The sequence below is a fragment of the Variovorax sp. 01T432 genome, from assembly GCF_056398605.1.
Genome location: NZ_JBFTPS010000011.1, coordinates 147425 through 159028 on the forward strand (window position 1 = coordinate 147425; position 11604 = coordinate 159028).

Consider the following 11604-nt stretch of genomic DNA (forward strand, 5'->3'; position numbering starts at 1 on the left):
TCGATGAATAGCGCCTCCTCGGCGCCAGCACCATGAACCTTCGAAACGCGTCCCGCCTGCGGATCCTCCCGCTCTTCGCCCTCTTCGCCCTCTTCGCCTCGCTGGCCGTCCACGCGGCGGAAGTGCAGGTCGCGGTGGCCGCCAATTTCGCCGGGCCGATCAAGATCATCGCCGCAGACTTCGAGAAGGCAAGCGGCCACAAGCTGGTGGTCTCCACGGGCGCGACGGGCAAGTTCTACGCACAGATCCAGAGCGGCGCGCCCTTCGACGTCTTCCTCTCGGCCGACGACGAAACCCCGGCAAGGCTCGAGAAGGAAGGCGCCGCGATCGCCGCCAGCCGCTTCACCTATGCCATCGGCAAGCTGGCGCTGTGGTCCGCCAGGCCCGGCTATGTGGATGCCGGCGGCGAGGTCCTCAGGAGCGGCAGCTTCGCGCATATCGCGCTGGCCGCGCCCAAGCTGGCGCCCTACGGCGCGGCCGCCGTCGAAACGCTCGCCAAGCTCGGGCTCCTGAGCCAGCTGGAGCCGAAGTTCGTCCAGGGCGAAAGCATCGCCCAGACCTTCAGCTTCATCTCCACCGGCAACGCGGAACTCGGCTTCGTCGCCCTGTCGCAGGTCTGGGAAGACGGCAGGCTCAAGAGCGGCTCGGCGTGGATCGTGCCCGCGGCGCTGCACAGCCCGATCCGGCAGGACGCGGTGCTGCTGGCCCGCGCCAGGGACAACGCGGCCGCGACCGCCTTCATGAGCTTCCTCAAATCCGACGGCGCGAAGGCCGTGATCCGCGCCTTCGGCTACGACATCTGACAGGCCCGCGCACTTCATGCCCACCGCCGCCGACCTCGGCGCCGTCGCGCTCACGCTGAAGCTGGCGTCGTTCACCACGGTGATCCTGCTTCTGCTGGGCACCCCGCTCGCGTGGTGGCTGGCACGCACGCGCTCGGCCTGGAAGGGGCCCGTCGGCGCGCTGGTGGCGTTGCCGCTGGTGCTGCCGCCGACGGTGCTGGGCTTCTATTTCCTGGTGACCATGGGGCCGCACGGCCCGGTCGGTCAATTGACGCAATGGCTTGGCATCGGCCTGCTTCCCTTCACCTTTGCCGGGCTGGTGGTCGGCTCGGTGGTGTATTCGATGCCCTTCGTGGTGCAGCCGATCCAGAACGCCTTCGAGGCCATCGGCGAGCAGCCGCTGGAGGCGGCGGCGACCTTGCGGGCCTCGCCGATCGACAGCTTCTTCAGCGTCGTGCTGCCGCTCGCGCGGCCGGGCTATCTCACAGCCATCGTGATGGGCTTCGCCCATACGGTGGGCGAATTCGGCGTGGTGCTGATGATGGGCGGCAACATCCCCGACAGGACGCGCGTGATATCGGTGCAGATCTACGACCACGTCGAAGCGCTCGAATACACGCAGGCGCACTGGCTGGCGGCCGCGATGGTGCTGTTCTCCTTCCTGGTGCTGCTGGCGCTGTACGTCCTCAATCCCACGGGACGGCGGCGGTGAGCGCGATGGCGAACACGGGCGTGCAGGCGCGCCTGAAGGTCGACTACCCCGGCTTCTCGCTCGATGTGGCGCTTGCCCTGCCCGGCCGGGGTGTGACCGCGCTCTTCGGCCCTTCCGGCTGCGGCAAGACGACCTGCCTGCGCGCGATCGCCGGGCTGCATCGCGCCGCGGGCGGCCATGTCGAGATCAACGGCGAAGTCTGGCAGCACGGCGGGCAAACCGGCGCAGGCGCGAAGTTCCTGCCCACGCACCGCCGGCCGCTGGGCTATGTGTTCCAGGAGACGCGCCTCTTCGCGCACATGAACGTGCAGCGCAATCTCGAATACGGCATGAAGCGCGTGGCGCCGGGGCAGCGTCGCGTCTCGCTGTCGCTGGCGGTGGAGCTGCTGGGCATCGGCCACCTGCTCGGGCGCCAGCCCGAAACGCTCTCCGGCGGCGAGCGCCAGCGCGTGGGTATCGCGCGCGCGCTGGCCACGAGCCCGAAGCTGCTGCTGATGGACGAGCCCCTGGCTTCGCTGGACATCCAGCGCAAGCGCGAAGTCCTGCCCTACCTCGAACGGCTGCACGCCGAGCTCGACATCCCCGTGCTCTACGTGAGCCATGCGCCCGACGAGGTGGCGCGGCTGGCCGATCACCTCGTTCTGCTCGACGCCGGCCGGGTGCTTGCCAGCGGCCCCACCCATGAACTGCTGACCCGTCTGGACCTGCCGCTCGCCCATGGCGATGCCGCCGGTGCGGTGATCGCCGCGGTGGTCACGGCCTACGATCCGGCCTACAGCCTGACGCAGGTCGCCTTCGCCGGGGGAAGTCTCAGCCTGCCCCACAGCGGCGCCGCTGTGGGCCAGCGGGTACGCGTGCGAATCCAGGCGCGGGATGTGAGTCTGACCCTGCACCACCAGGCCGACACCAGCGTGCTGAACATCCTGCCCGCGACCGTTTCCGATCTGTCCGACGACGGCCCGGCCCAGTGCATGGTGGGCCTGGACGTCGGCGGCACGCGCATGCTGGCTCGCATCACGCGCAAGTCGGCCGAGCTGTTGCGGCTGGCCGTGGGCACGGCCGTGCATGCGCAGGTCAAGGGCGTGGCGATCGTCGAGTGAGGCCGCCGCGCGCGCCGAGCCGAGCGCAAGGCCTGCCTCAGGCGCCGGCAGGCACCTTGTCCAGGAAGCCCGTGACCGCGCGCAGCTTGCCGGCATCGAGCTGGGCGAAATCGGTGCCCTCGATCAGGTCCTCGGCGCCCTTCGGGCCCAGCGTCCACGAGAAGCGCAGATGCTCGCCATGCGCGTCGGCCCGGCCCTTGAGCCTGAAGCGGAAGCCCGGGTAGCGCTGCTGGACCCCGCCGACCAGCGCGCTGATCTGCGTGCGGCCGCTGGCCTGCGCGAGGGGATCGACGTAGCGCGCGTCGGCGGTCCAGTGGCTTTCGAGGAGTGCCGCGCGGCGCTCGGCGTCGGTCTCGTTCCAGACGGCGATGTACTGTTCGGCGACGCGGGTCGCATCGATGGCTGCGGTGTTCATGGCGCTTCCTTTCATTTCATTTCATGGCCCGCAACAGCGCGGGGTGAATGAATGGTCGCCGCGCGAGCGTCGCGGGTCGATGACCTGGGAGGTCATGCGCCGCAAGTCCCACGCGTTCCCTCTGCTTTCTCGATCCGTGCCATGCGTCTCGCGGATCGGCGCCCGGTTGATGTCCCCTCAGGGCGCCAGGAAGCCCGCCTTGCGCAGTGCGCCCTGCCCCGCGCCGCCCACCAGGTCATCGGCAAAGGCCTGCGCTGACGGGGGCGCACCCTTTCGCACGGCGAGCCCGTATTCCGCGCTCACATTGATGGCCGGCGGTACCTCGACGAGTTGCAGCGACCGCTCCTCACCGATGGCGATGACCGCGTTGGTGCAGTAGGTCAGGAACACATCGGCCTGCCCGGTCGCCACCAGCATGCCGTAGACATTGCGGTCCGGCGGCGGCGGCGGCGAGTTCGGGCCGCCCGTGAGCTGCAGCGCCTTGGCCGCCAGCGCCTTGCCCGAGCCCGCGGGCGCGGCGCCGGCGCGCTCGACCTTTTCGAAGAGTTCGAAGGCGTAGTCTCCCGAAGGATCGGCCTTGGGCGTCGAGGTGCCGAGCTTGATGGCGGGGTCGAGCATCGTCCTGACCAGACTGTCGCGCGTGACCGCAAGGCCGGGCCGCGCGAGCGCGCACATCGCGTTGCGCGCGAAGGCACGGGTGGGGCGCCATGCGTCGGCCGCGCTCAACGCCTGCGGATGCGCCATGTTGGCCGAGGCGAACACATCCGCTCTTTCGCCCGCCATGATGCGATCGCGCAGCAGCCCCTAAGCGCCGAAGGTCAGCGCGATGCGCGTGCCGGGATTCGCCTGTTCAAACGCCCGGGCGGCCTGGGTGATCGGGCCGCGCAGGCTGCCGACGGCGAAGACTGACAGCGTCGCTTCCTGCGCGCAAGCCATGCCCGCGGACATTGCCAGACCGATCGCCATGGCGCGCAGCACGCCGCTACCGGCTCGCATTGGGAAAGAACAGCTGCTCGCCACCGATCTTGTAGGACGCGATGGCCGATTGCCCCGCCGGCGAGATCACCCAGTCGACGAACTTCTGCGCCCCCGCGCTGTTGAGCTGCGGAAACTTCGCCGGACTCGGCACCATCACGCCGTACTGGTTGAAGAGGCGCTTGTCGCCCTCCACGAGCACCGCGAGTTCGGCGCGGTTCTTGAAGCTGAGCCAGGTGCCGCGGTCGGCCAGCACGTAGGCGCCGCTCGAAGCCGCGATATTGAGCGCCGGCCCCATGCCGCAGCCGCATTCCCTGTATCCCGAACCCTTCTTCTCGTTCGGCACGGGCTGGCCGGCGTCCGTCAGGCCGGCCTGCGCCCAGAGCCGCCGCTCGGCGGCGTCGGTGCCGCTCTTGTCGCCGCGCGAGACGAAGGGCGCGTTGGCCGCCGCGATCTTGCGCAGCGCGGCGACGATGTCCGCGCCCTGAATGCCGGCCGGGTCATTCTTCGGGCCGATGAGGACGAAGTCGTTGTACATCACCGGGTAGCGCTTGGCCGCATAGCCTTCGGCGACGAACTTCTCCTCGGCGGCCGTGTCGTGGACGAAGAGCACGTCGGCATCGCCGCGCCGGGCCATGTCGATCGCCTGGCCGGTGCCGACCGCGACCACTTTGACGTCGATGTTGCTGGCCTGCTTGAAGGCGGGCAGCAGATGAGAAAAAAGGCCCGACTGTTCGGTCGAGGTAGTCGACGCCATGGTGATCGTCTCCGCATGGACGGCCAGCGCGCACGCCCACACCATCAAAGCGGCCGCGCAACGATTCAAATACTTCATACCAGTTCTCCTTTGACAAACAGATGCGCCTCCTCGGGCAGCGGCCCGCTGAAGAATTCGCGGACCGGGAGGTCGGCCAGCACCCGGCCGTGCTCCATGTAGACCACGCGGGTTGCGAGCCGCTTCACCTGGCCGAGGTTGTGGCTGGCGAAGACCAGGGTGCGGCCTTTCGCGGCGTCGGCGATCAGGGCCTCGACCTCGCGCTTGGCCGTGGGATCGAGGCTGGCGGTCGGCTCGTCGAGCAGCAGGACTTCAGGCCTCAGCGCCCAGGCACGTGCCAGCGCCATGCGCTGCTGCTGGCCGCCCGACAGCGTGCGCGCATTGCGCTCGGCGAGCGACAGCAGGCCCACGCGGCCGAGCGCGGCCAGGGCCTCGCGCTGCGCGTTCGCCCACGGAACGCCGCGCAGCCAGAGCGCAAGCGCGACGTTGGTGCGCACGCGCGCGCGCAGCATGTGCGGCCGCTGGAACAGCATCGCCTGGGCGCGCCGCGGCACTCCGCTCACGAAGATGCCGGCCGCATGCGGCACCAGGCCGTGCAGCACGCGCAGCAGCGTGCTCTTGCCGCTGCCGTTGGCACCGATCAGCGCCACGCGCTCGCCCGCACCGATCGACAGCGAAACGCCCAGAAGCGCCTGCACGCGGCCAAAGCGCACGTCGATATCGTGAAGACTGAACAGGGGCTCCGAACTCACGAGACCACCTCCACGTGCCGGGTGGTTCCCAGCGCGTCGGCCGCGCCGCCGTCGATGCGCTCGCGCCAGCCGCGCAGCGCCGCGATCGCGAGGTTCAACACCAGCACCACGCCCAGCAGCACGAGCCCGAGGGCGAGCGCGAGAGGCAGGTCGCCCTTGCTGGTTTCCAGCGCGATGGCGGTCGTCATCACGCGCGTGAAGCCATCGATGTTGCCGCCGACGATCATCACCGCGCCGACCTCCGACACCGCCCGGCCGAAGGCGGCGATCAGGACCGTGACGAGTGCGTAGCGCTCGTCCCACACGAGGAGCAGGCCCCGCGCGAAGGTGCCCGCGCCGAGCGAGCGCAGCTGTTCGCCGTGAGCGCGGTCGGCGTCCTCGACGGTCTGGCGCGTGAGGGCCATGACCACCGGTAGCACCAGGAGGGTCTGGGCCAGCACCATCGCCTTGAACGAGAAGAGCCAGCCCAGGAAGCCGAGCGGGCCCGAGCGCGACAGCAGCAGATAGATCACCAGCCCGACGACCACCGACGGCAGCGCCAGCAGCGTATTGAGCAGCGTCAGCAGCAGGCCGCGCCCCTGAAAGCGCGACACGGCGATCCAGGCGCCCAGCAGCAGCCCGAAGCCGCAGGCCAGCGCGCAGGCCGTGGCGCTGACCGCCAGCGAGCGGCCCACGATGGCCATCAGCACGGGGTCGCCCGAGACGAGGAGGCGGGCGGCGGCGACGGCGCTGTCGGCGAAGGTATTCATGCGTGCGGTGAAATGGGGAGCGGGGGCAGTATGCGGCAGGCCTGCCCACCCACCCTATGCAATGCCTTGCATAAGTAAGGACCCGAGGCGCCCCCTCTGCATAATCCCTCGCACCCCCTTCTTCTCCCCTCGTGCAACAGATCGAACTCTCCTACGCCATCGCCCCGCGCCGCCACGGCCGCGGATTGATCCGCAATCCGCTCATGGAACTGCTGCACGCCGTGCGCGAGCACGGCTCCATCTCCGGGGCGGCGCGCGCGGTCGGCCTGTCCTATCGCCACGTCTGGGGCGAACTCAGGCGCTGGGAGCAGACCTTCGGCCACCCGCTGGTCACGAGCGAGCAGGGCCGCTCCGCCCAGCTCTCCGAACTGGGGGACAAGCTGCTGTGGGCCGAGCGTCAGGCGCAGGCCCGGCTGGCGCCGCAGATCGAGGCGCTGCATGCGGACCTCGAACGGGCCTTCGCGCTCGCCTTCGACGACAGCACGCATGTGCTGAGCCTGCAGGCAAGCCATGACGACGCGCTGGTCCTGCTGCGCGCCCACGCGGCCGAGAAGGCGCGGCTTCAGCTCGACATCCATTTCACCGGCAGCGTCGACGCGATCAGCGCGCTGAACCAGGGGCGCTGCGTGATGGCGGGCTTCCACACCCTGGAGCAGCCGCCCGTCGGCTCCCTGGCGCAGCGCACCTACAAGCCGCTGCTCCAGCCGGGGCTGCACAAGATCATCGGCTTCGCGCGGCGCACGCAGGGGCTGATCGTCGCGCCCGACAACCCGCTCGGCCTGCGCGGCCTCGCCGACGTGGCCAGCCGGCGCGCGCGGTACGTGAACCGCGCCATCGGCACCGGCACCCGCGTCGTGCTCGACGAACTGCTGCAGCGCGCCGGGCTCGATGCCGCCGCGCTCGACGGCTATGCGCGCAGCGAGCCCTCGCATACCGCGGTCGCGCATGCCGTGGCGGCCGGCCAGGCCGATGCGGGGCTCGGGCTCGAATCGGCGGCGCGCAGCGCCGGACTCGGCTTCGTGCCGCTGGTCCATGAGCGCTACAACCTGGCCTGCCTTCGATCAGCGCTCGACCAGCCCGCCATTCAGGCACTGCTCACCCTGCTGCGCGGCGCGGCATGGCAGCACCAGCTCGGCACATTGCCGGGCTACGAGAGCGCGAACAGCGGAGAAGTGCAGTCGCTCAGCGCCCTGCTGCCGTGGTGGAAATTCAAGCAGCCGAAAAAGACCCGCTGACGCTCAAAGCGCGCAGGTCCTGAAGCCGAAGAAGCCGTCATCGCGCCCCGGCAGCGCGAAGCCCCGGTGCTTCGGCGAGCGCAGCCGCGCCCGGGTGGCGAAGGAGGCGCCCCGCAGCACACGCGCGTGCCCGAAGGCGGGCTGCGGATCGAAGGGCGTGCCGGCGCTCCATGGATCCGCCGCGAAGCCGGGCCAGGACTGCAGCGTGCCCGCGGTCCACTCGTGGACATCCGCCCATCGGAAGCCGCGCCGCGCGGCGGTGTGCGCGGCGATCTCCCACTCGACTTCGGTGGCCAGGCGTCGCCCCGCCCAGCGCGCCCAGGCGTCGGCTTCCCACCACGACACATGCACGGCGCTCTGGTTGCCGGCCGCGCGCACGGTCCGGCCGAAGTGCTGCTGAAGGACCGAGCCGCCCGTGCCATGCCGCGCCGCGCCGATCTGCTCGACATACCGCGGTCCGCGCCGCCCTTCGAACTGGTGCCACAGCCAGTCGCGGCCGCCCGGCTGCCAGAATTCGTCGCGATCGTAGCCGCCGTCATCCACGAACTCGACGTACTGGCTCCAGGTCACCGGCTGGGCGTCGATCTCGAATTCCGGCACATCCAGGCGCAGCTGGCCCCGGTCCTGCGCGAAGGCGAAGCCCGTGCCGGCCATGCCCAGCTCCCAGGACGTCGCCGGCAGCAGCAGCGGCTCGCGCGTGACGGCGGCGGGCTGCGTCTCGACGCCCAGCGCCAGGCCGAGCGTTTGCGCCATCACCATCAGCTGCTCGCCGCGCAGGTCTTCATGGAACAGCGCGAGCCGGTAGAAGTAGAGGCCGGCGTCCGTCTCGGCCGCGTGCTCCAGCAATTCGAGCGTGCTTTCCAGCGTGTCGAGCATGTAGGCCTTGGTCTGCGCGAGATCGGGCAGCGCGGGCGACCACCGGTCCGGCGGGGCGGCCTGCGCCGGGTTCCAGCAGGCATCGGCCTGCGGCTCGATCGCGGCCAGCCGCGTGGGCCGCACCGGGCAGTCGGCGCCGAAGGCGCGCTGCGTATTGCGCCCGATCCACCATTCCGCGAACCACCCGATGTGGCCCGCCAGCCACAGCGGCGGGTCGATGTCATCCCGCCGGGGCACGGCGAGCGTCGCCGTGCCGAGCGCCTCCTCGCAGAGAGAGAGGAGATGCAGCGTGTGGTTGCGCGCGTCGATCAGCGCCAGCGACAGCAGTTCACGGCCCGCGCGGCACATGTCCGGCGAGTCGATCGAATGCGGCAGGCCGGGTGTGCCGAACGGCGTCGAAGACGGCGGGCTCGAGGGCATGGCGGGATTATGGCGACGATGCGCGGGCGAGCTCCCGCGCCTAGGGAATACACCATCCTGTTGCGCCCCGGAAGGGCCTACTCGCCCCCCTAAAATCCCGCGTCCGTGAGCGCCCGTGGCCACGTCGGCATGACCGGCGGCCCGGGCGATTTCATATTCGGCGTTCATTCATTTGGGGGGGAGCATGAACAGCTTGCTCAGGTTTTCGCGTGCCATCGACTGGCTCAATGGCCAGATCGGCAAGTACGTCATCTGGTTGATCCTGGCCTCGACGGTCATCAGCGGCATCAATGCCGTGGTGCGCAAAGCGTTCAACATGAGTTCGAACGCGTTCCTCGAAGTGCAGTGGTACTTCTTCGCGGCGTCCTTCCTCATCGCCGCGGGCTACACGCTGCTCAACCAGGAGCACGTGAAGATCGACGTGATATCGAGCCGACTGTCGAAATCCAAGCAGATCTGGATCGACATCATCGGCTTTACTTTCTTTCTCACCCCCATCTGCCTGGCCATCCTCTGGTATGGCATTCCGTTCTTCCTCCAGGGCTACCGCTCGGGCGAAATGTCGAACAACGCGGGCGGCCTGATCCGCTGGCCGGTGTACGCCATGATCCCGATCGGGTTCACGCTGCTGCTGCTCCAGGGCTGGTCCGAACTCATCAAGCGCATCGCGTTCCTGCAAGGCCGCATCGACGACCCGACCCAGAAGCGCGCGGAGAAGACGGCCGAAGAAGAACTGGCCGAAGAGATCCTTCGCCTCGCCGAGGCCAAGGCCAAGGCCAACGCAGGCTGATCCCGGAGTACCCATGGAATTTCTGACCCAGAACTACGCCCCGATCATGTTCGCGGGGCTGATCATCTTCCTGCTGTTCGGCTTTCCCGTGGCCTTCAGCCTCGGCGCCTGCGGCCTCTTCTTCGGCTTCGTCGGCATCGAGCTCGGCCTCCTGCCGCAGGCGCTCATGCAGGCGCTGCCGCTGCGCCTGTTCGGCATCATGCAGAACGACACGCTGCTGGCGATTCCCTTCTTCACCTTGATGGGGCTGATCCTCGAGCGCAGCGGCATGGCGGAGGACCTGCTCGACACCATCGGCCAGCTCTTCGGCCCGGTGCGCGGCGGCCTGGCGCTGGCGGTGATCTTCGTCGGCGCGCTGCTCGCGGCCACGACCGGTGTGGTCGCCGCCTCGGTCATCTCGATGGGCCTGATCTCGCTGCCCATCATGCTGCGCTACGGTTACGACCGGCGCCTGGCCTCGGGGGTCATTGCCGCATCGGGCACGCTGGCGCAGATCATCCCGCCGTCGCTGGTGCTCATCATCATGGCCGACCAGCTCGGCCGCAGCGTCGGCGACATGTACAAGGGCGCCTTCGTGCCGGGCTTCATGCTGACGGCGATGTACGCGCTCTACGTGATCCTGATGGCGATCTTCAAGCCCACCTGGGTGCCGGCCCTGCCGCTGGAGGCCCGCACCTTCCGCGAAAAGAACGGCAGCAGCGGGCTGCCCTCGCTCCTGGTCGTCACACTCCTTGCGACCGGCGCGGCCGTCTTCTTCGGCCAGCACATCGCCGACGTGCACACCTGGTGGAGCGGCGAGACGGTGACTTCGGTGCCGACCGATGAAACCATCGTCGTCTCCATGTGCGTGGGCGTCATCCTGGCGTTCCTCATCGCGGTGGTCAACCGCGTCACGCGCCTGAACCTGCTGTCGCGCATCGCCGAGCGCGTGACCTTCGTCCTGATCCCGCCGCTGCTGCTGATCTTCCTCGTGCTCGGCACCATCTTCCTGGGCGTCGCGACGCCGACCGAGGGCGGCGCGATGGGTGCGCTCGGCGCCTCCATCATGGCGATCACGCGCGGGCGGCTGAGCATGTCGCTGATGAAGCAGGCGCTCAACACGACCACCAAGCTGTCCTGCTTCGTGGTGTTCATCCTGATCGGCTCGACCATCTTCAGCCTTGTCTTCCAGGGCATCGACGGGCCGCGCTGGGTCGAGCACCTGCTCACGGGCATGCCCGGCGGGCAGCTGGGCTTCCTGATCCTGGTCAACCTGCTGATCTTCTTCCTGGCCTTCTTCCTGGACTTCTTCGAGCTCTCCTTCATCGTCGTGCCGCTGCTCGCGCCCGTGGCGCAGAAGCTCGGCATCGACCTGATCTGGTTCGGGGTGCTGCTGGCGGTCAACATGCAGACCTCCTTCATGCATCCACCCTTCGGCTTCGCGCTCTTCTACTTGCGCAGCGTCGCGCCGACCAACGAGTACACCGACAAGCTGACCAAGAAACGCATCCAGCCCGTCACGACCATGCAGATCTACTGGGGCGCCGTGCCCTTCGTGCTGATCCAGATCATCATGGTCGGGCTCATCATCGCCTTCCCGGGCATCGTCTCCAGCGGCCTCGACAAGGAAGTGAAGATCGACCTGGACAAGATCGGCGCCCAGATGCAGGCCGACATGCCCTCGGAAGAACCCGCCGCACCGACGCCGCAACCGGACGGTTCGGCCCCCGCTCCGGCGACAGGCGCCGAACCTTCCGCCCCGGCGGCGCCTGCCGCGGAGGACGATCCCATGAAGGCGATGGAAGAGTCCCTGAGCAAGGAAAAGAAATAGCGCGCGGGTGCACCCGGTCCTGCCCCGGCAGGCCGGTGCATCCGGCCCGCGAAGCAGCTCCCCGCCATCGGGATAGGGGGCAGTCTTCCTAGACTGCGCCCCTCCCACACCACCCGGCATGCGGGTCCGCACCGGGCGGTTCGAGAGTTTTAGGTCATGAGAGTCTGGGTAGTCCCATACGGTCAAACCAGGCGATGTTCAGCACGCTGTTGA

The 11604-nt window shown here is 68.9% G+C and carries 13 protein-coding genes; 6 read left to right on the forward strand and 7 right to left on the reverse strand.

All coding sequences use genetic code 11. The annotated features are described in order from the left end of the window. The first annotated feature begins 32 nt into the window (after window positions 1-32). From modA to modC, 3 genes are read left to right on the forward strand one after another with little or no spacing between them, the layout of a single operon-like run. The gene (modA, locus tag AC1DNF_RS11720) at window positions 33-803 is read left to right on the forward strand and encodes a molybdate ABC transporter substrate-binding protein (RefSeq protein WP_478148752.1); all 771 of its coding nucleotides are present in this window, start codon (window positions 33-35) and stop codon (window positions 801-803) included. Window positions 804-819: 16 nt separating this feature from the next. Next, complete coding sequence (modB, locus tag AC1DNF_RS11725) at window positions 820-1494, forward strand: molybdate ABC transporter permease subunit (protein WP_478148753.1); 675 nt, start codon at window positions 820-822, stop codon at window positions 1492-1494. A 5-nt stretch (window positions 1495-1499) separates the two neighbouring features. After that, window positions 1500-2594, forward strand: coding sequence for a molybdenum ABC transporter ATP-binding protein (gene modC, locus AC1DNF_RS11730; RefSeq protein ID WP_478148771.1), 1095 nt, complete (start codon window positions 1500-1502; stop codon window positions 2592-2594). A gap of 37 nt (window positions 2595-2631) precedes the next feature. Here modC and AC1DNF_RS11735 read toward each other — a convergent pair whose 3' ends face one another. The 6 genes from AC1DNF_RS11735 to AC1DNF_RS11760 all read right to left on the reverse strand — a co-directional run bounded on the left by AC1DNF_RS11735 (window position 2632) and on the right by AC1DNF_RS11760 (window position 6260). Beyond that, window positions 2632-3009, reverse strand: coding sequence for a nuclear transport factor 2 family protein (locus tag AC1DNF_RS11735; RefSeq protein WP_478148754.1), 378 nt, complete (start codon window positions 3007-3009; stop codon window positions 2632-2634). Window positions 3010-3186: 177 nt separating this feature from the next. Beyond that, a complete protein-coding gene (locus AC1DNF_RS11740; protein ID WP_478148772.1) occupies window positions 3187-3810 on the reverse strand; it encodes a substrate-binding domain-containing protein in 624 nt (207 codons plus the stop codon). Window positions 3811-3813: 3 nt separating this feature from the next. Beyond that, window positions 3814-3987, reverse strand: a complete 174-nt coding sequence (locus tag AC1DNF_RS11745) for a hypothetical protein (RefSeq protein ID WP_478148755.1) — start codon at window positions 3985-3987, stop codon at window positions 3814-3816. A gap of 4 nt (window positions 3988-3991) precedes the next feature. Continuing rightward, a complete protein-coding gene (locus AC1DNF_RS11750) occupies window positions 3992-4786 on the reverse strand; it encodes an ABC transporter substrate-binding protein (RefSeq protein WP_478148773.1) in 795 nt (264 codons plus the stop codon). A gap of 29 nt (window positions 4787-4815) precedes the next feature. Next, window positions 4816-5511 carry an ABC transporter ATP-binding protein gene (locus AC1DNF_RS11755; RefSeq protein WP_478148756.1) on the reverse strand — a complete coding sequence of 232 codons (696 nt, stop codon included), beginning with the start codon at window positions 5509-5511 and terminating at the stop codon, window positions 4816-4818. Then, complete coding sequence (locus AC1DNF_RS11760) at window positions 5508-6260, reverse strand: ABC transporter permease (protein ID WP_478148757.1); 753 nt, start codon at window positions 6258-6260, stop codon at window positions 5508-5510. The genes AC1DNF_RS11755 and AC1DNF_RS11760 overlap by 4 nt, the downstream gene beginning before the upstream one ends. A gap of 131 nt (window positions 6261-6391) precedes the next feature. On the opposite strand from AC1DNF_RS11760, the gene AC1DNF_RS11765 reads away from it, so the two are divergent. Next, complete coding sequence (locus AC1DNF_RS11765; RefSeq protein WP_478148758.1) at window positions 6392-7495, forward strand: substrate-binding domain-containing protein; 1104 nt, start codon at window positions 6392-6394, stop codon at window positions 7493-7495. A 3-nt stretch (window positions 7496-7498) separates the two neighbouring features. On the opposite strand, the gene AC1DNF_RS11770 is transcribed toward AC1DNF_RS11765, so the two are convergent. Continuing rightward, entirely contained in the window at window positions 7499-8791 is a 1293-nt protein-coding gene (locus AC1DNF_RS11770) for an SUMF1/EgtB/PvdO family nonheme iron enzyme (protein WP_478148759.1), read from the reverse strand. Between the two features lie 184 nt (window positions 8792-8975). Here AC1DNF_RS11770 and AC1DNF_RS11775 point away from each other — a divergent pair, with 184 nt between their 5' ends. Both AC1DNF_RS11775 and AC1DNF_RS11780 read left to right on the forward strand, forming a co-directional pair. After that, window positions 8976-9581 (forward strand): TRAP transporter small permease subunit, encoded by a 606-nt coding sequence (locus tag AC1DNF_RS11775; RefSeq protein WP_478148760.1) that lies wholly within the window; start codon window positions 8976-8978, stop codon window positions 9579-9581. A 13-nt stretch (window positions 9582-9594) separates the two neighbouring features. Then, window positions 9595-11391, forward strand: coding sequence for a TRAP transporter large permease (locus AC1DNF_RS11780; RefSeq protein ID WP_478148761.1), 1797 nt, complete (start codon window positions 9595-9597; stop codon window positions 11389-11391). Window positions 11392-11604: the final 213 nt, after the last annotated feature.